Origin of the sequence: Allobaculum sp. Allo2 (assembly GCF_022701175.1) — a bacterium.
GTDB classification, from domain to species: domain Bacteria; phylum Bacillota_I; class Bacilli_A; order Erysipelotrichales; family Erysipelotrichaceae; genus Allobaculum; species Allobaculum fili.
Window position 1 is genome coordinate 2308164 of record NZ_CP078088.1, and the last position, 21718, is coordinate 2329881.

Genomic DNA, 21718 nt, shown 5'->3' on the forward strand with positions numbered 1-21718 from the left:
TTCTGAGCAGTCTGTATGCGGTTTGTGACGCACCTCAAAACCGCCGGCTGTCCAGATTTTCTCGCGTTTTACGCCTTTGCTGGATCGTCTTCCGTTTTGCCGCCTTTTAAAATGGCGGAACCCGGCAGAAGCCGAAGGCCTTTGGGAAGCTTGTTGGTAATACGGCCGGCTGAGCTTTTTCCAAAGCCGTAAGGAATGCCCTGATAGCACAGCGCGCGAAAGCCGGCAGGCGCCTGAAGCGGAAGCTGCTGACCATGGTAATATGCATCCATTTCTTCGAGCAAGGTTTCCGTTTTCGTTTTCAGATGACGGGCGGCCGTTTCACTCAGATAAAAGGCGAAATCCGGTTCAAAGCGTTTGCGCAGCACGCTGCCGATTAAAACGCCCTGACGAATCACCTTTCCCTTTTTCAGATTCAGAAACGGATGATTCATCCCAAAGACCAGACTTTCGTCTTTTCGCTCGATCACGTGATAAAACGAATAGCCGCATACGCCGCGCTCATCGGCTTCTAGCTGTTCATCCAGAAAGGAAGCGGCTTCCTTAGGCAGCTTGTCTGCAGAGAGCCAGAGGCCCTTTGACCCTTTCCCCTTTTTCGAGAGCTGCTGACTGGTTCAGCACTTTCTTCGGACTCGCCCGTTTTCATAAAGCGCGCCATAAAGTGGCCTTCCCCGCCATCCATGGGAAAGACGCGGCGAACCAGAGCGGCTTTCGAAGCATCCAGTCCATTTGTCGCAAAGCCTTCTCTTCCCCAGATCACATCGACCGGAAGAAGTTTTGCATCTTCAAACGTGGAAAGAAGCCAGGCGACATTCCCTCGTTTTCCTCTGGCGCATACGTGCAGGTGGAATAGACGAGTTCGCCGCCAGGTTTAAGCGCCTTCCAGGCTTCTTTCAGGATGTCCTTCTGTCTGGCCGCGCAAAGCAGAACGTTTTCGATCGACCAGTCGTCGCGGGCGATTTCATGCTTTTTCATCATGCCCTCGCCCGAGCACGGCGCATCGACCAGAACTTTGTCAAACAGACCTTCCGTCTGCGAGCAGATCGACGGACTGTCCATATTGGTCACACAGACGTTTTCCGCGCCCATGCGTTCCAGATTGCCAGCCAGAATCTGCGCTCGTTTCGGATCGATCTCATTGGAAACGAGAAATCCGTTCCTGCCAAGTTTCTCCGCGATCTGCGTGCTCTTGCTTCCGGGCGCGGCGCACAAATCGAGAACGGTATCGTCCGGCTGCACATTCAAAATGGAAACGGCACCGGAAGCGGACGGTTCCTGCAGGTAAATCAGCCCCTGCAAGTGTTCCGGCGTTAGTCCCGCTTTCTGATGGATGTACCAGGTATGATCCGCAAACGGCGACACCTCCGAAAGAAACGGCAGATTTTTCCGGGTGATCTGTGGATCCTGCTTGGAGGAACTGATGCGAAGTCCCTGATAAAGCGGAGTCGAAAGACTGTTCTGGTAGGCATCAAATTCGTCACCCAGTAAAGTTCGCATTCGTTTTTCATATAAGGATTCAAGCTGTTCCATAGGACGATCTCTCCTTTCCTGAAGCAATTGGACAAAAATGCGTACGGCGTATAAACCGAATACGCGCTGTATTTGTCTTCAATCCTTGAACAAAGTGAAATAAATCTTCGAGTTTGTCAAATAATTGTGAATTTACTCGAAATATGCGCGCTGCTCTTCCTGTCCTCATTGTATCGAGCCCATAGCTTCGTTCATTTTAAATGACTTTTTATCTTTTAAACGACAAGAAAGGCCTTCGTTTTCAGATGGCCTCCGTGTTCAGATTTCTGACAGTCTATAGATTTCCTTTAGCGGGAAAAATACTGTTCCGGCCGGACGCGGCAGGCGTATCTGGAGCACGTCGCCGGTGCGTTCCAGCCGCAGCCAAACGCAAAATCCGCCGTAGAGGAAAAGTAAGACGCGACGTCTTCAAACGAGCTTTTGATTCGAAACAGCTCGATATGGGTATGCGGACCGGTGGAATTTCCCGTATTGCCCGATTTGGCCAGAAGGTCTCCCTGACGGACCTGCTGACCGGCACGAACGTAAAGGTTCGATGAGAGGTGGGCAAAGGTAATTCCAAAAGACCGTCTTCGGTGATCCCGATCATACAGAGCGAATTCCCCGCTCCGGCTGGATAGCCTATCCAGTTTCCCAGATACCCGCCGCTGTCTCCCACAGGGGCATTGGCGTACACAATCACGCCGTCGGTCGGCGCATAAATTGGCGTATACATATTCAAAGCCAGATCCATGCCCAGATGCATCTGTCCAGAAGGATACGCCCAGGTCCCGGCAGAGATTACGCCTTTGGCAGGCATTTGAAGGCGAAGGCTGTCGCCATGGTCTTTGAGAAATTCATCTTCATAGTCGTAAGCCGGGCAGGCTCTGGAAAATCCGCCCTCCATATTTTTTGACTCTGGGCAGACGCAGCAGACGGCTCCAGCACAGGCTGTGCTTTCTTATGGGGAACTGCCTCGTTTTCTCTGGCGAGCGGAACAGAAGAATTTGGAAGACTCCATCCAGCCATTCCTCCAGATCCGTCGATCGGAGTCTTTAGTCTGCTCGGATCAAAGTCGTCTTTGTATTGGCGGGGAGCTTTCTCTCGGCTTTCGGTCTGGTCTGTTTGAGATGATTCGGCTGCTGGATCCGGCAGCAAAGCGGAAGATGAAGAGGACTCGAGCTGCGGCTCGTTTAAATCGCCTGCATCGTTCCGTTCACCAGAAGATGCTTCTCGCTTCGTTATAGAGACCGAATTATTCGAAATGGAAACCTGTTCGTCTAAAACAGAAGGACGCGAAGCCGGAAGCTGAATCTGACTGCCTGCCGTATGAAGCAGAGCTTCCTCTATCGCTTCTTCATGATTTTCCGGCTGCGCAGGTGCGAGGCGTTCCTGTAAAGACTGAAACAGACGATCCAGCCTGCGCAGACGGATCGTCTGCTCACGCATTTCGTTCTGGATGTTTTCCAGACGGTTCTGTTCTTCCTGTCGGCGATTGAGCGCCTGTACTTTCTTTTCGATCCGTTTCAGCCCTTCCTCATTTCGCCGCAGTTTTTCAAAAGGTCTTCACGCAAACCGCGCAAAAGACGCAGAACCAGCTGAGAAGGCAGATCGAAATCTTCGGAAGCGAGAGAATTCTCTGCTTCTGCATTTTTGCGGGACCCTCCGATGGATTATTCAATGGGTCCTCATCCGGATTGCCTGCAGTTTCTAATTGTTCGGAGTTCAAGGCGAAGCTTTTTCCAGAGAAGATCCTAGGGCGGAGCAGTTTTGATCTGTCGCAAGAGATTGAGCGGCTGTCAAAACGGCCGGCTGACCGCTTCTTTTGGCAGCCATTCTCCGCACGGACCAAGGCTGATGGCCCCAGCCATCAGAAGGCAGATTTCTTTTTCCGAAACGCCTGCAGAAAAATCGGTCCAGATACAGGAGCTGGGTTCCGGATTTTCTGTTTTGAAACCGTCTTGGAGCGTCTGGAAAGAAAATTGTTCAGGCTGGAGTTCCTGTATCTCTTATATCTCTTAAAAATGGATCGCTTTGGATGCGACTTATGGATTCGTGTTTTCATGCCCGGTTATACGAACCGCAAACCTGCACAAAATCATTTCCGACATAAAGAAAAGGCAGCTCTCCGCAATGGAAAGCTGCCTGATGGTTTCAAAGTGGTGCCGACGATAGGACTTGAACCTACGACCTACGCGTTACGAGTGCGTTGCACTACCAGCTGTGCTACGTCGGCGCCCTGCTATTGTAGCACAGGAATTTCAGAATCAAAACGAAAATTTCAATTCCTTCCTAAAGGAACGATCTGCTCGGGACTTCTGGAGGAGCCGGGCATCAAAAAAGAAGGATCTCTGCGGAAACCATCCGTTTTGATCCTTCGTATTCATTCATCTCTGTATTATCTTGTCTGTTCTGTCGGCTTCTACTGACCAAGCTGGCTTTGGAGGTCGGCGATCTGGGCATCGTACTGCTGAAGAATGTCATCGGTACTCAGACCTTCTTCGGCCAGAAACTGCGCGTAATTGTCCCGGTCTGTACGCAGGGAATCGAGCTGTGCCTGAAGGGCATCCGTATTGTCTGCGGGCTGTGCAGCTGGATCAGAAGGATTTTCGCTGATCGGCTGTCCCGATACGTAGTCGTTATACACCTGAGTAAACGTTTTGCCGGTGGTGACTTTCATGGCTTCATCGATTTTGTTGCGCGCATCTTCTTCGAGCGCGTTAAAGACGTCGATTTTATCCACAATGGTGGCGCGCGTTGCTTCGTCTGCCGCGTTAAAGCCCTGGGCGAACGAAAGCAGATCCGCAAATTCCGGATTATCCACGGAAAGTGTATTGTCCTTCATTTCCGCAAGCAGATCCGTAAAGGATTTGCCGGTGTGCTTTGGATTAAGGAAGTACTCATCGATTTCCGTTTTCTTGGCCGCCGGGAGCGAGTTGTAGTCGTTTTCGAGATTGACCAGATTTCGCTTCTGGGCATCCGACATCATCGAGAATTCATCCGCATAGTTCACAAGCCGCTTGTAGGCTGCGTCCTGATCGACGCTGGCTACATGGGCCGGATCATATACGGTGACTTTCCAGGCATAAGCGCCAAAGAGAACGCCAAGCACGATGACGGCGGCAAGGATGACCTTGAATTTGGTCGTCTTATAAAACGGAACGGCTGAGGCCGGCTTTTTCGCAGCGCCTTCCTCTTTCGTATCTTTCTTAACTTCATAGCGGCTCGGCTCCAGATCTTCCCCTTTCGAAGCCTGTGCCTTTCCTTTGGAATGGCGCTTTTTGTTTGGTCTGGAAGAGGGATGCGAGCGGGCAAACTGGTTTTCTTCTTCTTCGATACTGACCTGACCGCGTTCCTTGCGCAGCTGATCGAGCGCCGAAAGCATCGTTTCTTCCGCAACACGCCGCTGTTCTTCGGACATGGTTCCTTCGAGAGACGACGTCGTTACATCGCTGTCGTCTTCGGGAAAGAGAAGATATTCTACCTGCTTATCGAGCAGTTTCTGCGTATAATCATCAATTTCATTTTGATCCTTTGGAAAGGAAGAATCCGGATTTTCGGGAGTCTGGTTTTTATTCTGTTCTGAATCGGACATACCCATACACCTCCTGCGTTCTAACTGTAACACACAATACCGCCGGCTTCCCCCATCCTGCTGCACCAAAATACAAAGGCTGTCTTCCTTATCTTTTCAAAATACGAAAGGCCCTTTTGATTTACGGCCGTCTGGCAAGACGAAACTAAAGTTCGGGAAAGTCAGTTTTCTGGTAACAAAGAGCCTATATTTTACCAGCCCTTTTGGATCGTGCATGAAAAAAGTCCTGAATTCCTACATTTTCGAATCCGTTATCAAAGTCAACTTTTGTTCATTGTTTTATTCATTAAATCCATAAATTTCAGTCTTTTTCGGGCGATCCGCTCATCCGGATTTGACGGTTCGGCCGATTGGCATAAGGGAATGTTCTTTCTATAATGAAGTCAGATTTAGTGAAATTCATGATAAAGGAGCAAAGGTATGCATACCAACTATGACTGCTTTGAAGATGAACTGATCGAATCCATTGCCCAGCCGATTCTTGAGGCTCTGCTGTCCCTTCAGGACGAACTTGCAGACCCTTATGCAGAGTCAAAATTTCGATTGTCCCCCACGATTTCCATCCCGCCGATCTGGATGCGGAGGAAGTCTTCCCCATGGATCTGCCTGCAGAGACGGACACGGAAGTTCGACAGGTCATGATCAACTGTGATTTTGACGAAAATCTTCCAGGATTATCCGATGATTTTCTCGAAAAACTGCAGGATTACTTACAGGAAAAGCTCGACGAACTGTCCATGCCCCGTGTTCTGCACTAAAGAGAAGCGATTCTGCCAGATTGTTCTTATGTCTTTAAGATTTTGCGTTCGGCGCGAATCCATGTTTTAATGTCGTCATGCGGATGTGGTGAAACTGGCAGACACTCTAGACTTAGGATCTAGTGCTTCGGCGTGCAGGTTCGAGTCCTGTCATCCGCACCATAAGAAAGCAAGCCCGTCAGATTGAATCTGTTCGGGCTTTTGTTTTGCCTGCGTGATCAATAGATCCGCAGATCTGCGCCGTTTCGTGTTTTTCAAAAGAAAAATCCGAATTCGCCGGTCCGTACGAATGAACGAATTCGGATAGAAAGTTTCAAATCAGATTCTTCGGCCTGTCGTCTGCATTGTCCTTCGACGCTTCTGCAAACGACTTTTCGGCTTTACTCAGAACCGGCTTATTTCTGAAAGAGCGGTTTTGGTTCCAGGCACATGAGCAGAGCCATCTTGAACGGGCCGTTGACCTGAATGGCGTGGCGGCCGTTTTTGGCAAAGAGAATTTCTTCGCCGGCATGAAGAACATGCTCGACCCCTTCATAAATTACCGTGGCTTCGCCTTCGAGCCCAAAGAGCAGAGCTTCGCCAGGCGCCGCGTGCTCGGAAAGACCGGTGCCTTCGTCAAAGGACATGACGACCAGTTTCATGCCCGGTGTGAAAAATACATCCCGGTTTACAATGGATCCGTTTTTGTACGGAACCAGATCTGCGAGTTTAAAAACCTCTCCAGGTGCAAGATTAAGATTCATGGATTCAGCATCTCCCGGCGCTATTTCTATATAAATAGCGCCTTTTTCGGTTTCTGTTCCCACAGGAACATTTTCTCGGTCCAGCAGGCGTCCTGGGCGTTCAGTCGTACAACTTCCGTTTGCGAAGTGTGAACCGTCAGATCGCCGTCCATCACCCAGATCAGCTTGTTCTGACGATAGGTTTCCGGAGAAATATCCGTCTGGGCACCAAGAGAAAACACGATGGCCATCCCTTTGCGTCTGGCAGAAGGTCGTGCGAAATGGTGCAGCCATCGATTGGCTGATCGTCTTTCAAAATGGAAAAGACAGAACCCGGTGTAATCATATGCGTTATCTCCTTTATCCCTGCAGTCGGCTATTTCATCGTCGCCGCTTTCTGGACAATTCCACCCTAGCATACCCGTATTGTTTTATCGAAACGTCCTGACCGATCCGTTTTTACGCATATGGCGCGAAAAGAAACGAGCCGTTTCTTTGGTCCGCTCTCAAAAGAAAACGCGCTGTCCTTTCGCACGTTCTGGAAAGATAAAAAAACACGCCAGGCGGTTAACCTGACGTGTAAATTGGCTTGGCTGGGGTACGTGGATTCGAACCACGGAAATGGCAGATTCAGAGTCTGCTGCCTTACCGCTTGGCTATACCCCAATGCGCTCATTTAAGATAATCCATATCTTGGAAGATTGCAAGGAATTCTTTTAAAAAAGTGAAAAAAGTTTCGGTAAATATTTTTGATTTATTTATGGTCCCTGCGCATATTCAGCAGTTTCCAGTCCATTTCAAAGCCGTTCTTCCGGCTTTCCCAACCTGCCGGTCCGGTCTGCATCCACGAGAACCGCGTTTTGCGAAAGGATAAGATCCAGCTTTTCTTTTCGGCTCAGCTGTTTCAGGTGCCATTCCCGGCTGAGGGCATCGTGCCGGCTCAAAAAGACTTCGTGATAGACCAGAAGGACCGGAAGACGGCTTCGCGTATACCGCGCGCCTTTTTCTGGTTATGCGCCTTCAGGCGGCGAGGAAGCCGATTGGTGCTGCCCGTATAAAAGGTTCCGTCTCTGCAGCAGAGGATATAGACATACCAGAAGGGCTGGACAGCTTCCAGAACGGGATCAGGCGTTTCTATATTGCTTTGGGATGAGTCGGACTGAACCGATGAGTTCTGATCTTTTCGAACGCATTGCGCGTTTTGTTTTTTCGTGTGGTCACAGTCCCAGTTCTCCCCTCTCCCGTTTTGAATTTTGCACAGACAGTTTCTGCCTTTTTGGATCCCGTTTCACCGATTGACGGATTCATTTACTGCCCGCAGATCTCTGCCAGTTTTTCCAGAAAGGCCGCTGTCTGTTCTTCCAGCTGGAAACGAAACAGAAATTCCTCGATCGCCTGATCCAGTTCAGAAAAAGTACGCAGCGAAAGAAAGCCGTCTTCGTTCTGTACCCAGACTTCATAGGAATCCTTATATTTCGACAGATGAACCGCATTCCTTGACCAACCCTTGGTCAAGGAATGCAGTTCGCCTTCTTCTTCGTGGATCCAGTACGCCTTCTCCTCCAGATTCAGGGCGCAAACCGCCGGTTTCAGGACGCTGTGCACAAAGGGTTTCCAATCTCTCTGCGCAGACGACTTTATCGTCTGGATCGGATCGGTATTTGAATCTTCCTTCATCTTTCTTCTTCCTTTCTTAGAACGGTTCCGCCCGCAAAAAGACTGCCGTGCCGCGTGCTTTTCATTTCTGCAAGGAGCAGTCCGGATCCATTTTGTATCCAGTCTGTCTCTCTTTGATCTTCCCGTTCAGGTATTGTTTTTCATGAATTGTTTTTCGGATTTGCGTGCTTTTCGGAACTGAAATGTATCCCGGATACGGTTTATGATCCGTTTCCAGCTTTCCTTTTATTTTTCGTTTTTGTTTCCGGCGCAGGCGGCTGAAATACCCTCTTTGCCTGCATTTTGAAAGCTGTTTTCTGAAACATCTAGGAAAAGAAGGCAAAGCTTTTATAATAATCGCATTGTTTGTGAAATTTCCTCAGTCCAGCGCAGATCGTTTCCGGCTTTGCCTAATGCAAAATCGAGCCCGAACCGGATTTGCGAAGGCTGATCGTAACAGATCCCCAAACAGCCAGAATTTTTACTGGGTTTGGCGGAATCTTGAGGAGAGATAAGAAAATGAAAAAACAAGGTCTTGGTACCATTGCGGTACAGGGCGGCTATACTCCGGGAAACGGCGAACCCCGTCAGATTCCTATTGTACAGTCGACAACGTTCAAATACGCAAACGGCGATGAAATGGGCGCGCTTTTCAACCTCGAAGCTGAAGGCTACTTTACACACGGCTTCAAAACCCGACCAACGACTCGGTAGCGGCCAAAATCTGTGCCCTCGAAGGCGGCAGTGCAGCGATGCTCACGTCCAGCGGTCAGGCGGCCAACTTCTTTGCGATCTTTAATATCGCCAACTGCGGCGATCATGTCGTCTGCTCCACATCCATTTATGGCGGAACGTACAACCTCTTCAATGTCACCATGCGCAAGATGGGCATTGACTTCACCTTTGTGGATCCGGACGCTTCCCCGAAGAGCTGGATGCGGCGTTCCGTCCCAATACGAAAGCTGTCTTTGGCGAAACGATCGCCAATCCGGCGCTCACCGTTCTGGACATTGAAAAGTTCGCGGATGCGGCCCACCGTCATGGGGTGCCGCTGATTGTGGACAATACGTTCCCGACTCCGATTCACTGCCGCCCGTTTGAATGGGGCGCGGATATCGTCACCCATTCCACGACAAAATACATGGACGGACATGGTGCTGCCGTCGGCGGTGCAATCGTCGATTCCGGAAAATTCGACTGGACGGCGCATGCCGAGAAATATCCGGGACTGACCACGCCGGATGAATCCTACCATGGCATTACCTATACCGAACGCTTCGGTCTGGAAGGTGCCTATATCACCAAGGCCACCGCGCAGCTCATGCGGGACTTTGGAGCCATCCAGTCGCCACAGCACGCGTTCTACTTGAACCTGGGTCTGGAAAGCCTGCATCTTCGCATGAAACAGCACGCGATAAACGGCCAGGCGGTGGCGGAATTCCTGGAAAAGCATCCAGCCGTCAAGAGCGTTGAATACGCAGGGCTTCCTTCTTCCAAATACCATGCGCTCGCTCAGAAGTATCTTCCGGAGGGCGGATGCGGCGTTGTCTCCTTCCGTCTGAAGGGCGGTCGCGAAGCCGCACAGAAATTCATGGAAAACCTGAAGATCGCTGCTATTGAAACGCACGTAGCCGATGCCCGCTCCTGCGTTCTTCATCCGGCCAGCACCACGCATCGTCAGCTGACCGATGCGGAACTGGAGGCAGCCGGCGTATACAGCGATCTGATCCGCTTCTCCTGCGGCATTGAAGATACGCAGGATCTGCTAGACGACATTGCACAGGCGCTCGAGGCGACAGAAGCATAGTTTTCCTTTCCATTCGCTTTTATTCCCGTTTTGATTTTGATGTTCTGAACTTTTCCCGGATCGGCAGCTGCTGTCCTTACAGATAGGAACTGGGTTCTATCGTGCCGTCTCGTTCCTGTCTGAGGCCGCTTCTTCTGCCCGATCCGGTTTTCTTCCCTTTTGTATTTTGCAGCGCATTTCTCTATCGCCGTTTCGATATCATTTTTCTGTACCGTTTTGCAGAACCAGATCGCATCCTGGCGGACTTTATGTTTCCGGCTCTGGATTTTGTTCTGCCTCTGGCTTTTGGGTCCGGTCTCTTTTGCGCAAAGGAGCACCATTAGAATCTGGACCTGACTTTGTACTTTTAGAAAGGAAGTCTGATTGTATGCCGATTAAAATTCCTGAACAGCTGCCGGCGACCAAAACGCTGGTCGATGAAAACATCTTTGTGATGACCGAAACCCGGGCGACCAGCCAGGACATCCGCCCGCTTCATATTCTTCTGCTGAATCTGATGCCGACCAAAATTGAAACGGAGACGCAGCTGGCCCGCGTGCTGGGCAATACGCCTCTGCAGATCGAACTGGATCTGCTGCAGACCTCTTCGTATGAGCCGTCTCATATTTCTTCTTCGCACATGCAGGCGTTTTATAAAACCTTTGATCAGATCAAGGATAAATACTACGACGGCTTTGTGATTACCGGAGCGCCGCTCGAGCATCTGGACTATGAAGAAGTCGACTACTGGAACGAACTTTGCAAAATTATGGACTGGTCGCTGACGCATGTCTTCTCCACCCTGCATATTTGCTGGGGCGCGTTTGCAGGGCTGTACTATCACTATGGCATCGGCAATGTGAAGCTTCCGGAAAAGCTGTTTGGCGTCTTTGAACATCACGTCGATCGTCCAAGTTCAATTCTGTTTCGCGGTTTTGATGACGTGTTCATGGTTCCCCATTCGCGCGGCATTGGTCTGCGCGAAGATCAGGTGCTCGCCTGCGACAAACTGAAAGTTCTCGCTTCTTCCGACAAAGCCGGTCTGTACTGTCTTTCTACAGAAGGGGGACGCCAGATTTTCGTAACCGGACACAGCGAATACGATCCGCGTACGCTCGAAAAGGAATACCTGCGCGATGTCAACGCAGGCGTTCCCATTCACGTTCCGGACAACTACTATCCTGGCGATGATCCGTCCAAGGATCCCGTCGTTCGCTGGCGTTCTTCCGGCAACCTGTTCTTTGCCAACTGGATCAACTACATCGTCTACCAGACGACACCTTACGATCTCGAACAGCTGCAGATCGTCAAGGAATTCATCAAAAACAAAAGCGCTCAGGATCATACGGCAGAGAAGTAGTCAGCCGGCTCTCTGAGTGATCCATACGAAAACAAATCCTTCACCTCTCGCCTTCTTCTGAACAGTGCGCAGGACAGGTTTCTGTTTTCCATTGGTTTGATTTTTGCGGCTTTTGTATAAAATCTGTACCTTTTCTGAATTTCGAAAAAATGTCTGTCCATTTGCGGGCAGACATTTTTTCTCTGCAATCCATTCGAATTCGTTCGTAAGCGTCAAATAAAAGACGGGTATTTTCTCGACCGCCTCCTTGGGATAATTCCTTTATTCAAGGAGGCTTTTTCATGGAATCAATCATCCCTGCAATCGATCTCGGTATCGATTTCTCCAAAGTTAAAAACATCTATCTGGCTCAGATGCCTGCTGACCTTCGCAAAGGAATTGACGGTTACGTCTCCCTGGTTCAAGGACCTCTCGCTCTGGATCCGCTGGATGGATCCCTCTTTCTCTTCGTTAATCGACAGAAGAACAAGATCAAAGGTATCCTTCGTGACGGAAATGGATTCTGGCTTGTTTATAAGCGACTCTCCAGATCTTCCCTTCAGTGGCCTGTCAGCCCTGACCAGTCCGACTTCATGCGAATTGACTGTTCGCAGCTGGCTTCTCTGCTTTCCGGTCTGTCGATTGTTCCCCAGCCGGCATTTCTGCCACGAACTTATAAGTATGTTTAAACCAATTTAAAAGGATGATTTTCTTGAAGGAATATCAAGATAAATCATCCCATTTACTTTATCTATCGCTCTAAATATGTTAAAATTAATACATGAATGTGCCGAACCCTTACCAGACAATCCGCAACGAGCTCCTCGAAGATCTTCATCATCAGATCAGCACCATGACGGAAGAAGAGAAAGACAAATTTATTGAGGATATGTACCTGGATCTCTATTTCGCTAAAGAAATCAATAAAGCCGTGAAAAGCGGCCGCTTTGGTCCTTCTACGGAAAAGATGGTTCCCTTGAAACTGGATTACTCTGAAAACGAGGACGGCGGCCCAGATATCAATATTCTGAATAAACAGCTGGCTCAGCTTGATCTGAAAGCCGATGATTGTTTTAACCGGGCTGCGAAATATCAGGAAGAGGGAGACCGCTATCGTAAAGAAGCTGAAGATTTAAAGCTCAGTTCTGTTGAAGGAAGCAAGAAAAACCTTCCACCAAGTGCAGAAAGCAGGAAGCGGTCAAAGAAACCACTACCTTCAGTGTAGAAGGGAAAAGCGCATTTGCCCAGTTTGCGGCTGTGAGATGAAAACTGTTGGAATGAAACGTCACTATAGGATTCATCGGATTCCCGCTCGCTATAGGCTGGAAGAAGTGCTGCGTGAGACAGTCGCGTGCCCAAACAAGTGTACGGATGAAAACGGGAAAGCCATCATCCGCACCGCCGAACCTGACGAGCCTGCACTGATCGACAAGAGTGTCGCAACTTCCTCTATGGTCGCGGGAATTGCCTACGATAAGTTCGTAATGGGAACCCCGGCCTATCGTCAGGAAAAGCACCTGAGTCTCACGGGACTGCCGATCAGCCGTCAGACCATGGGCAACATCCTGGAAAAAACTTACGATCTTTATCTGAAGCCCCTCGTAAAACAAATGATTGAGGATCTCCCAAACTGTAACGTCGTCCATATGGATGAGACGGTTTTAAAGTGCACGGAGGTTAAAGATCGAAAACAGTCTTCTATGGTTGTCGCCGTCAGCGGAATCTATGAAGAGAACCAGATGGCTGTCTATAAGTTTTTCCCTTACAAGAAACAGGAGTTCGTAATCGCCCTCCTTGGCGGTTCTTTTCGTCATGCCCTTATGACAGACGGGCTTTATGCATATGCCAACTACTATGGCCCCTGCAGAAAGCTCAACTGTATGGCCCATGCGAGAAGAAAGATCTTCGAAGCCATCAAAGTCCGGTCAGACTTCGCGCAGTATCAGGCAGACGTCCTGAAGTGGGAAAAGACCACACTGGAGAACGACGAAGAGGCCGCAGAAGCGGCAGCCCAGCTGGACGAAACAGAGAGACCCGAACCAAGTCCGGGTCTCCAGATTCTGCTCACAGCCCTGTCTCTGTTCGGGAAGCTCTACCACATCGAATCCCACGTTGCTTCTTACTCGCACGAGGCGAGAACCGAAGTTCGGCAGGAACTTTCAAAGCCCTGCTTTGAAAGACTCACAAGAGTCATGATGGAGATTCAGAGTGGATTCGAGGAAAGAAGCACCGCCTACAGAGCAGCCAAGTACTTCATGGATCGAGCGAACTCGTTGGGAAGGTACCTGGAAGACGGTGATTATCCGATCGACAATAATGTGGCAGAAAGAGCCGTAAAGCCATTCGTGATCAATCGCAAAAACTTCCAGACTACGAAGAGTATCAAAGGTGCGGAAGTCGTCGCAGCGTTTATGACTTTGTTTCGATCGGCTGAAATGAACGACTTAAATCCAGAGCGCTACATGGAGTACGTTCTGGATGAACTCAAATGGTTCAAAGACGATGAAATCGCGGTAGATGTATTGAAGTCACTTCTGCCGTATTCAAAGGATTTACCTGAATATCTTCGAATTGGATACCGTGGACCGGATCCGAAGTATGAAGAAAACGATGAAGAATAAAAAATACGCCAAGCGGGATCTCGAAAGGGATCCCGTTTAGCGTATCTAATATTCAGTCTCGCGTATACCCGTCGATTGTTTGACACTTACATTCGTTCGGGGAATCTGCAAGCCTTATCATAATTCATAATGAAGCGGCTATAATGGTAGACAAAACCCGGCGTTCAAGCCGGCAAGGAGAAGTACCAATGTTATTAGAAGGAAAATGCGCGGTGGTGACCGGTGCCTCGAGCGGCATGGGCAAAGCCATCGTCGAACGTTTCGTGAAGGAAGGCGCGAATGTCGCAGCGGTTGCCCGTCGTAAGGAACGCCTCGAAGCGCTCAAGGAATCGCTGAGCGACGCGCCAGGAAAAGTCGAAATCTTCGCAGCGGACGTATCCGTCGCAGAAAACAATGACGCCATGATTGATTTCTGTCTGGAAACGTTCGGCGGCTTCGATATTCTGATCAACAATGCGGGCGTCATGGACGACATGGCCGGCGTAGCCGATGCGACCGATGAAAAATTCGATCACGTCATGAAAGTCAACGTATTCGGCCCGATGTGCGCCATGCGCAAGGCTGTCAGAGTCTTCAAGGAAAAAGGAACCAAAGGCTCCATCGTCAATGTCGCTTCGGTCGGCGGCATGCGAAATGTAGCCGGCGTGATCTACTGCGCCTCCAAAGCTGCCCTCATTTCCATGACCAAGAACACGTCCTTCATGTACTGGGCAGACGGCATTCGCTGCAACGCCATCGCTCCAGGCGGAATCGCCACGGAAATCAGCACTTCCATGGGCATGCCGAACATGGACGGCTATGGAAAAGTATCGAAAATGCTGGCAATGTCTCCAGAACCCGGAGCCCCGGAAGAAATCGCCAACGCAGCGCTCTTCCTCGCTTCCGATCAGTCTTCCTACGTTTCCGGCGACGTGCTCGTCGTCGACGGCGGCTGGATTTCCTAAGCCTTGTACGCGGGTCAAAAGGCAAAATCAAAAGAATTCTCACTGGATAACCGATCGAATCCCGACCGAGGCCATGCCAGGCACGGCACGCGGACAGACCGATTTCCTTTCCAGACAAAAGCGCCCGATCTCTTCGATCGGACGCTTTCTTGTTCATGATTTGATATGGAAAAGATGCGTTTCTCCTGAATCCGGCAGGAAAGCACCAGAACGATCTTTGAACAAACGAGCCGATCCCCTTGAGACAGGAAAACCAGATCCGCAAAAGAAGACGGATGTCTGCCGATATCTTCTTTCTTTGCGGATCAGCTCATCTCTTCAAGAGCGGACATCTTCTCTTCCCATTCCTTCGTATAGGCCGCAATCTCGTTATGCTTATCGTCAATCCGGCCATCGAGTTCTTCCATCTTGCGATAGTCCTGATAATATTCCGGATCGTAGCGAAGCTCACGCAGCTCTTCCAGCTCAGCTTCGGCTTTTTCCAGCATGGCTTCGAGTTTGGTCACGCGATTGGAAAGGGTGTTTTTCTCCTGACGCAGCTGCGCAGCCGTTTTGGGAGCGGGCGCTGCAGCCGGCGTACGGCCGCGGCGCGAAGAGGCCGGGACTTCAGCTGTTTTGAGGGAATCGAGCGTTCCCTCTTTTTCTTTTGCGCGTATTCGGTATACGAGCAGTCATAAAGATGACTGTCCTCGCCGATTTCAAGAACCTTATCGGCCATTTTGGACAGGAACATACGGTCGTGGGAAACGAACAGCAGCGTGCCGTCATAGTTTTTAAGCGCGGCTTCGAGAGCTTCTTTGGCTGGAATATCGAGATGGTTGGTCGGTTCGTCAAGAATCAGAAGGTTATCGTGATTCATCATCAGACGGGCGAGCGAGAGACAGACTTTTTCGCCTCCGGACAGATCGTTCACTTCCTTGAACACCTCATCCTGGGTAAACAGGAACGCAGCCAGTACGGAACGGATCTGCGTCTGGCTTGCTTCTGGCTGATCGTCCCAGAGCGTATCGATTACGGTCTTGCTGGAATGCATGGCGGCAGTTTCCTGATCAAAGTAGCCGATATCGATCTGATGGCCGAACGCAAACTGACCGCCTAAAGGCGGGATCTTTCCAATCAGCGTTTTTAGCAAGGTCGACTTGCCGATGCCGTTCGGGCCGACAATGCCGATGCGGTTCTGACGGAACAGTTCAAAGCTCACCGTTGAAAGCGGATGGTCATAGCCAAACGTCAGGCCTTCTGCTTCCAGAACCCGGTTTCCGCCTTTGCGTTCGCTGGAAAACTCCGCTTTGATCCGCGATTTGTCCGCGGTCGTATCGTCGAGCTTTTCCATACGGTCGAGATATTTGATTTTGGACTGGGCAAACGCAGCCTTGGATCGCTTGTAGCGAAATTTTTCAATCAGAGCTTCCAGACGGGCAATTTCTTCCTGCTGACGGACGTAGGTGTCGTGGTTTTTCTTAATCCACTCTTCCTTGGCTTTGACGTAGTGAGAATAGCTGCCTGGAAAGCGCATCGTTTTTCCGCGGTCAATTTCGACAATTTCATCGCACACTTGGTCGAGAAACATACGGTCATGGCTGACGAGAATGACGGCGCTTGGATAGCGGCTGATATAGCTTTCGAGCCATTCAATCGAATCCAGATCGAGATGGTTGGTCGGCTCGTCGAGCAGCAGAACGTCCGGCTTTTCCAGCAGCAGCTTTACGAGCGCGATGCGGGTCTGCTGACCGGAAGAAAACTCATTGATTTTTTGGAAAGATCGCTTTCTTCAAAACCAAAATGGAAGAAGACGCTGCGCATTTCGTGTTCGTAGTCGTAGCCGCCCAGCGATTCAAAACGGGTCTGAAGCCGGTCGTATTTTTCCAGCTGCTTTTCGCTGGAATCTTCCGCGAGCACTTCCGCCTGCCGCGCCAGTTCCGCTTCGACTTTGCGCAGTTCAAAGAAGACGTCTTCGAGCGCTTCTAAAACGGTCTGATTTTTATCTTCAAAGACGGTCTGGGACAGTGAACCGATCCGGACCGCGTTGGGGACAATTCTTTCGCCGCGATCAAAATCTTCTTTTCCGCTGATGATGTTGAGGAGCGTTGTTTTTCCGCATCCGTTACGCCCGACCAGACCGATTTTTTCGGTGCCTTTGACCTGCAGACTTGCATTGGACAGAACGTCCTGGGCGCCATAGGACTTATATAAATTGGATACCTGCAGTTTCATGGGATTTCCTTTCTGTATCGTTTTTCTGCCGATTCCATAACGCATTAAAAACGAGATGTATCGTTTTTCGCATGGAAACGACGGATATGGGAGTAGCCGTACTTCGGCTTTTCGTTTCGTAGAAAAAGGATCCTCCTCTTGGCCGATTTCACTATGAAAGCCGGCGGATTCAGGATCCTGTTTTTTCCTGCTTATTTTACTCGGAAGGAGTGTCTTCGGGCGAGTCAGAAGACGCAGCCGCCGCACTTTGCGAAGCGGTTGTCTGGGAATGGCTTTCCTCCTCATGGGAAATGGAATTTTCGTCAAGCGTAATCGAATAGCCGCAGGCATTGAGAATGCCCTGCGCGATTCCGCGGGCCAGCGTATCTTCGTTTTCCAGAAAATACGTTCTGGATGCTTCATTCTGACTGGACGCGTAGCAGAACACCAGCGAGTTCATTCCATACGATTGGGAGAACATCTCATTGGCTTTCCACTGCTCGCTCTGGCCGGCGCTCGTCAGACGGCCGCCGGTTTCGCGCAGTGCCGGAAACAGCGAATACGGTTCGAGCTCATACGCCTCGTCCACAGTGAGCTGGTCGTACGTATTTCCAATATTCAGCTGGGAAGAGACTACGGGCGTGCTCAGCAAAATTCCATCGCTCAAAAGCGCGCTGGAAATCGAATTGCCCAGAACGCCGTTGGTAAATGGCGAACTGATCATATATGGATAGGGCTGCTCGGCATCGCTCATCGTCAGCGACAAAAGATTTTTGCCTGCGAAGAGTAGCCGATCCCTGCGCGGGAGTTTTCTCCTGCGTAGCCTTTGAGTTCTTCCTTATCGCGGGAGAACGTGACGCGAAGCCCGGCGCTTTCGAGATATCTGGCAATACGCTGAGCGAATTCCCAGCTGTGCTCGCTCTCGTCAAAGCTGCCCTCACTGTACCATTCGAGAGGCATGCCGTTTGGATCGACCAGATAGCCGGAAGGGTCGATGACCACATCGGTCACTTTCACAATCGGCAGCGATTCCGTTACCGTCAGAAAGATGTAGTTTTCATCGGTGTCGATGCTAAACTTGTCGAGATAGTCTTTCGAAGCATCCACCTGCACGCTGGAGACTTTCTTGTCGTTTCGCATCGTAATCAGCGGAGAGGAGTGCATTTCCTCATCGCTGTAGGCTCTTGCGTACGTATAGCCGTTAGTCAGATACACTTCATAAACGCCGGCGGGCAGGTTCTGCAAGTCGATTCCACTATCTCCGCCGCCGGTAAAGGTCGTCGTAATTTCTTCTCCGGTTTTAATATTGACCAGCTTGACGTTGCGTCCAAAATAGCCGTCGGTTTCCAGAGGAGAATACGTCTGATCGTAAAACACAAGGGACGTACCGTAAACCGTGTAGTCGCCCACACGCGTTTTATCCGCATAGCTTTCCTGCGGTTTGGAGTTGAGATCCGAGAGGGTAAGGGAGTCCAGATAGGTAAGCGAAAGCCGTTCTGCAACCGAAGGCTGGCGCATAAAGAGAAGGCTGATGCAAAGGACGATAACTAAAACCGCAACCGTGAGTGCAATCTTTCCTTTTCGAGTCAGCCTGCGTTTTCTTTTTCTGTTTTTGCCCGTGTTCTTCGCAGAAACAGGCTTTTTGTATTCTTAGGCGAATTGGGAGTCATCATGGTCAAAGCGTAACAAAAACCGCTTAAACAGAAACAGCTTATAAAACGCATTCACACAGGGCTCTCAATTTGTCGTCTCCCGCAAACCTCCTGCCCCATCCGTTTTTCAAAAGGCATTGAAAAAGAAGGGCCGCCACAACCCTTCTTTTTCAATTACGTAGAGAGTTAAAAGAGGAAATATGGAAGGGATTGATCAGCCGCTGCGCTGACCCAACGTTATGTCTCTTCCCGAATTCAATATATCAACTGACGCAAGTCAGACGCTTTCCAATGCCCATTTTTATTAAGACGGTATTAAGGTGCAGCATTTGTCATTTCACGAGCGGATTTCGCCTTCCCTCGGTCTTGTTTTTGTGGGATCGCATACGCTCCGAAACCGCAGAAAGCAGGGAGTGCACAGCCTCAGCGACAGAAGAAATCCACTCCGCGTCGTCCAGTCAAAGAAGAAAGGAACGATCAGGAAACAGCACCTCCAGAACACAGGTTATTCAAACCGGACGATTTCTTACCCTCTATGCCGAATTAAAACCAAAAAGAATTTTCAGACAAAAATGCCGCGCAAAAGAGATCCCAGTCCCGCCCAGCTTCCAAACAGCAGGCGTTAGGCAGAAGCTCTTCTATCGGCGATCTCGGTTCGCGCAGAATCCGGCCTTCCGGTTTCTCATACATCCGCATATGAAAAGTACCGGTCGGGCAAACCGGTACTTTTCGGTATTGAAAATTATGAAAAGAGAAGAAAGGAAATAAGAAGTCCTGAATTGTATTCAGCTTCTTTGACCAGAGGCTTTCTCTGACCACGATCAGTATCCGATCCTTACCTAAAATGAGAGTTAAAAGAGAATTTCTTTTCATCAGACACAGAAACACCCGGATGGGCGGTCCGGGTGTTCTGTGTAAATTATTGAGAAAAAGAAAGAAAAAAATTATGATTGAAAAATTATTATTATTGGAAATCTGCTGCTTTGATTTCCACGGTCTTATCTTAACGTCTATTTTTAGAATATTTCAATTAACGCTTGACTTTTTATCCGCCCCTGACGTCTTGAACAAGCTTCACGAGAATAAAGGCAATTTGCCTCTGAAATGAAAGCTGTTTCGATTTTTATGCGTAAATGGAATACATAGTCTTTCGACCGCCTCCTCATTTTCTTTCGATCCAGGACGTCCCGTTACACCGCACCGTCCCGTTATTTCCGTCCTCCAAAACGGTTTTCTGATTGAGCTTACGGAAATGACCAATGCATTTTGTGCCCATAAAAAATCCTCTGCACGGGCGAATGAGCAGAGGATCATGCGTCCTGGGCAAGGAACGCATTTTTGGAAGCTGGGCTGCTTCCGAATGATAAGCAATGTCATTAAGTTAAGATTTCTCAGACCACATCAGCGTTAAGCAGTGATGTGGTCTTTTTCTACTCTTCAAGTCAAATCTCGAATGATTCGAGTTTTTCACTTTTTCTAAAAATCTATTGACAAATTTCTGCCGCCGCGTGGCTGCTTCGCAGCCGATGGGGAGAACTTAAAGGAGTTTTCCCTATGACTGCTATCGCCAAAGAATGTTCTTTCTTCAGAAACACCTTCCTCAATATCATCAGCTCAGAAACGGCGAACCCTGCCAATTTTACTTCTCAGTCCGCCTTCACCCGTAAGCGGCAGATTGACCTGCATGAGCTTGTCCTTCTTCCGTTTCAGCTGACAGAGGAATCCCTCGCTGCTTCCTTTCCCTGGATCCTGTTTAAGGGCGGATCATCTGTTTCAGCCTCTGCTGTGTCTCAGGCCCGTTCCAAAATCAACTCTTCACTTTATAAAAACGTCTTCAATCGGTTTAACAAGGCAACTTCCAGCTCTGATGTTAAAACCTTCAAGGGTTATCGCCTCCTCGCTGTAGATGGAAGCGAGATTCAAGTTCTTCCTGAACAGGACAATGACATCACCTATGGCGCTTCTAAAAAGGCAAGAAGAGGCACTTTGTTCATTTGAATGCCGAATTCGACGCCCTCAACTCCGTCTTTACTGACGCGCTGCTTCAACCCGGCTCTGAGAAGAATGAAGATTCAGCTCTTCTTGAACTCGCTCAGCGTTCTTCATTTCAGAAAGCCATCTTCATCGCTGATCGGGGATACGAAGCTCTTATGTCTTTCTATCGCCTGCAGAAGGAACATGTCCCTTTTGTCATACGTATCAAAGACGAGACATCATCTACAAGCATTCTCAAGTACTATAAGACTCCCGAGTCAGAAGAGTATGACATTCCTTTCAATGTGATTCTGACCAGTAAAAACAACAGGCATGTCAAAGACCATTGGGATGTCTATAAGTACATCTCTTCGTACAGGAAGCAGCCTGAATTTGACGGTCAAACGACTGAACTCCCTTTAAATATCAGGGTTGTGAGGTTCAAAGCTGCCTGCGAAGGGAATGAATCATTCATTACCGTCTGCACCAATCTGTCGGAAGCTGAGTTTGGGACCGAGGACATCAAGCAGATCTACCGTCTGCGCTGGCAGGTTGAAGTCGGCTTCAGGGGACTGAAACGAAACACCGATCTTGAATGGACTCATTCAAGGAAGCTTGATCTGGTCCAGGCAGAGATCTATGCCAAAATGACTCTCTACAATCTTTGTTCCCGTTTGCGCAACAAGGTAGAAAGATCTCGTCAGCACCAGAAGCGCATCGCTCAGGCCAAAAAGCACAAGCAGAAGGCAGATTTCGGATTCATCATCAAAACGATTCAACAGTGGCTGTTCAAAAAAGCCAGAATCAGCTTGAGTACACTGGAAGATCTTCTTCTGGCCAGGATATCTCCGATCAGAGAAGGAAGAGCTGATACCAGAAAGAAGAAGTGACAGATTTGAAAACCGAAAAGTCATCAGGATGATTTTTTCAACAGGTAGAAAATCATCCTTTTCGTCATGCCTGAGACGC

The 21718-nt window shown here is 49.4% G+C and carries 26 protein-coding genes and 3 tRNA genes; 12 read left to right on the forward strand and 17 right to left on the reverse strand.

Annotation, left to right across the window (positions count from 1 at the left end; translation table 11 throughout):
* Positions 1–68: 68 nt before the first annotated feature.
* The 6 genes from KWG61_RS13235 to KWG61_RS13255 all read right to left on the reverse strand — a co-directional run bounded on the left by KWG61_RS13235 (position 69) and on the right by KWG61_RS13255 (position 5104).
* Positions 69–470, reverse strand: a complete 402-nt coding sequence (locus KWG61_RS13235; RefSeq protein ID WP_242744247.1) for a hypothetical protein — start codon at positions 468–470, stop codon at positions 69–71.
* Between the two features lie 286 nt (positions 471–756).
* Positions 757–1530 carry an RsmB/NOP family class I SAM-dependent RNA methyltransferase gene (locus KWG61_RS13240; protein ID WP_242744249.1) on the reverse strand — a complete coding sequence of 258 codons (774 nt, stop codon included), beginning with the start codon at positions 1528–1530 and terminating at the stop codon, positions 757–759.
* A 287-nt stretch (positions 1531–1817) separates the two neighbouring features.
* A complete protein-coding gene (locus KWG61_RS17800) occupies positions 1818–2366 on the reverse strand; it encodes a M23 family metallopeptidase (RefSeq protein ID WP_367614394.1) in 549 nt (182 codons plus the stop codon).
* Complete coding sequence (locus KWG61_RS13245; protein ID WP_242744251.1) at positions 2311–2958, reverse strand: hypothetical protein; 648 nt, start codon at positions 2956–2958, stop codon at positions 2311–2313. Before KWG61_RS13245 ends, KWG61_RS17800 begins: the two co-directional genes overlap by 56 nt.
* A gap of 711 nt (positions 2959–3669) precedes the next feature.
* Positions 3670–3745, reverse strand: a tRNA-Thr gene (locus tag KWG61_RS13250).
* Between the two features lie 186 nt (positions 3746–3931).
* Complete coding sequence (locus KWG61_RS13255; protein WP_230266797.1) at positions 3932–5104, reverse strand: hypothetical protein; 1173 nt, start codon at positions 5102–5104, stop codon at positions 3932–3934.
* A gap of 596 nt (positions 5105–5700) precedes the next feature.
* Between KWG61_RS13255 and KWG61_RS13260 the strand changes: the two genes are divergently transcribed.
* Together KWG61_RS13260 and KWG61_RS13265 are read left to right on the forward strand one after the other, a co-directional pair.
* A complete protein-coding gene (locus tag KWG61_RS13260) occupies positions 5701–5862 on the forward strand; it encodes a hypothetical protein (protein ID WP_242744253.1) in 162 nt (53 codons plus the stop codon).
* Between the two features lie 79 nt (positions 5863–5941).
* Positions 5942–6024, forward strand: a tRNA-Leu gene (locus tag KWG61_RS13265).
* A 233-nt stretch (positions 6025–6257) separates the two neighbouring features.
* Here KWG61_RS13265 and KWG61_RS13270 read toward each other — a convergent pair.
* From KWG61_RS13270 to KWG61_RS13290, 5 genes are all read right to left on the reverse strand, one after another.
* Entirely contained in the window at positions 6258–6605 is a 348-nt protein-coding gene (locus tag KWG61_RS13270) for a cupin domain-containing protein (protein ID WP_242744255.1), read from the reverse strand.
* Positions 6606–6631: 26 nt separating this feature from the next.
* The gene (locus tag KWG61_RS13275) at positions 6632–6835 is read right to left on the reverse strand and encodes a hypothetical protein (RefSeq protein ID WP_242744256.1); all 204 of its coding nucleotides are present in this window, start codon (positions 6833–6835) and stop codon (positions 6632–6634) included.
* Between the two features lie 339 nt (positions 6836–7174).
* Positions 7175–7250, reverse strand: a tRNA-Gln gene (locus KWG61_RS13280).
* A 274-nt stretch (positions 7251–7524) separates the two neighbouring features.
* Complete coding sequence (locus KWG61_RS17805) at positions 7525–7866, reverse strand: GIY-YIG nuclease family protein (protein WP_367614395.1); 342 nt, start codon at positions 7864–7866, stop codon at positions 7525–7527.
* A gap of 26 nt (positions 7867–7892) precedes the next feature.
* Positions 7893–8261, reverse strand: coding sequence for a hypothetical protein (locus tag KWG61_RS13290; protein WP_230266801.1), 369 nt, complete (start codon positions 8259–8261; stop codon positions 7893–7895).
* Between the two features lie 498 nt (positions 8262–8759).
* On the opposite strand from KWG61_RS13290, the gene KWG61_RS13295 reads away from it, so the two are divergent.
* From KWG61_RS13295 to KWG61_RS13325, 8 genes are all read left to right on the forward strand, one after another.
* Positions 8760–8954, forward strand: coding sequence for a hypothetical protein (locus KWG61_RS13295; protein ID WP_242744258.1), 195 nt, complete (start codon positions 8760–8762; stop codon positions 8952–8954).
* An 8-nt stretch (positions 8955–8962) separates the two neighbouring features.
* A complete protein-coding gene (locus KWG61_RS16505) occupies positions 8963–9295 on the forward strand; it encodes a PLP-dependent transferase (protein ID WP_256460888.1) in 333 nt (110 codons plus the stop codon).
* Positions 9220–10047 carry an O-acetylhomoserine aminocarboxypropyltransferase/cysteine synthase family protein gene (locus tag KWG61_RS13300; RefSeq protein ID WP_256460889.1) on the forward strand — a complete coding sequence of 276 codons (828 nt, stop codon included), beginning with the start codon at positions 9220–9222 and terminating at the stop codon, positions 10045–10047. Before KWG61_RS16505 ends, KWG61_RS13300 begins: the two co-directional genes overlap by 76 nt.
* A 367-nt stretch (positions 10048–10414) precedes the next feature.
* The gene (gene metA, locus KWG61_RS13305; protein WP_230266803.1) at positions 10415–11386 is read left to right on the forward strand and encodes a homoserine O-succinyltransferase; all 972 of its coding nucleotides are present in this window, start codon (positions 10415–10417) and stop codon (positions 11384–11386) included.
* Between the two features lie 281 nt (positions 11387–11667).
* Positions 11668–12054, forward strand: a complete 387-nt coding sequence (gene tnpB / locus KWG61_RS13310; protein WP_242744259.1) for an IS66 family insertion sequence element accessory protein TnpB — start codon at positions 11668–11670, stop codon at positions 12052–12054.
* Between the two features lie 92 nt (positions 12055–12146).
* Positions 12147–12590: a hypothetical protein gene (locus tag KWG61_RS13315; RefSeq protein WP_242743366.1), complete on the forward strand. Its 444-nt coding sequence runs from the start codon at positions 12147–12149 to the stop codon at positions 12588–12590.
* 37 nt (positions 12591–12627) lie between these two features.
* Positions 12628–13986, forward strand: coding sequence for a transposase (locus KWG61_RS13320; protein WP_242743384.1), 1359 nt, complete (start codon positions 12628–12630; stop codon positions 13984–13986).
* Positions 13987–14174: 188 nt separating this feature from the next.
* A complete protein-coding gene (locus KWG61_RS13325; RefSeq protein WP_230268498.1) occupies positions 14175–14930 on the forward strand; it encodes an SDR family NAD(P)-dependent oxidoreductase in 756 nt (251 codons plus the stop codon).
* A 305-nt stretch (positions 14931–15235) separates the two neighbouring features.
* On the opposite strand, the gene KWG61_RS13330 is transcribed toward KWG61_RS13325, so the two are convergent.
* The 6 genes from KWG61_RS13330 to KWG61_RS13355 all read right to left on the reverse strand — a co-directional run bounded on the left by KWG61_RS13330 (position 15236) and on the right by KWG61_RS13355 (position 19648).
* Positions 15236–15436, reverse strand: a complete 201-nt coding sequence (locus KWG61_RS13330) for a hypothetical protein (protein ID WP_242744260.1) — start codon at positions 15434–15436, stop codon at positions 15236–15238.
* Positions 15433–16680 (reverse strand): ribosomal protection-like ABC-F family protein, encoded by a 1248-nt coding sequence (gene abc-f / locus KWG61_RS13335; RefSeq protein ID WP_367614396.1) that lies wholly within the window; start codon positions 16678–16680, stop codon positions 15433–15435. The genes KWG61_RS13330 and abc-f overlap by 4 nt, the downstream gene beginning before the upstream one ends.
* Positions 16635–17144 (reverse strand): ATP-binding cassette domain-containing protein, encoded by a 510-nt coding sequence (locus tag KWG61_RS13340; protein WP_242744262.1) that lies wholly within the window; start codon positions 17142–17144, stop codon positions 16635–16637. The genes abc-f and KWG61_RS13340 overlap by 46 nt, the downstream gene beginning before the upstream one ends.
* A gap of 196 nt (positions 17145–17340) precedes the next feature.
* The gene (locus KWG61_RS13345; RefSeq protein WP_242744263.1) at positions 17341–17889 is read right to left on the reverse strand and encodes a hypothetical protein; all 549 of its coding nucleotides are present in this window, start codon (positions 17887–17889) and stop codon (positions 17341–17343) included.
* Positions 17880–18641 carry a hypothetical protein gene (locus tag KWG61_RS13350; RefSeq protein ID WP_242744265.1) on the reverse strand — a complete coding sequence of 254 codons (762 nt, stop codon included), beginning with the start codon at positions 18639–18641 and terminating at the stop codon, positions 17880–17882. Before KWG61_RS13350 ends, KWG61_RS13345 begins: the two co-directional genes overlap by 10 nt.
* Before the next feature lie 677 nt (positions 18642–19318).
* Positions 19319–19648 carry a hypothetical protein gene (locus KWG61_RS13355; RefSeq protein ID WP_242744267.1) on the reverse strand — a complete coding sequence of 110 codons (330 nt, stop codon included), beginning with the start codon at positions 19646–19648 and terminating at the stop codon, positions 19319–19321.
* Between the two features lie 681 nt (positions 19649–20329).
* Between KWG61_RS13355 and KWG61_RS13360 the strand changes: the two genes are divergently transcribed.
* Positions 20330–20773: a hypothetical protein gene (locus KWG61_RS13360; protein ID WP_242743450.1), complete on the forward strand. Its 444-nt coding sequence runs from the start codon at positions 20330–20332 to the stop codon at positions 20771–20773.
* Positions 20770–21639 (forward strand): transposase, encoded by an 870-nt coding sequence (locus tag KWG61_RS13365; protein WP_242743677.1) that lies wholly within the window; start codon positions 20770–20772, stop codon positions 21637–21639. The genes KWG61_RS13360 and KWG61_RS13365 overlap by 4 nt, the downstream gene beginning before the upstream one ends.
* Positions 21640–21718: the final 79 nt, after the last annotated feature.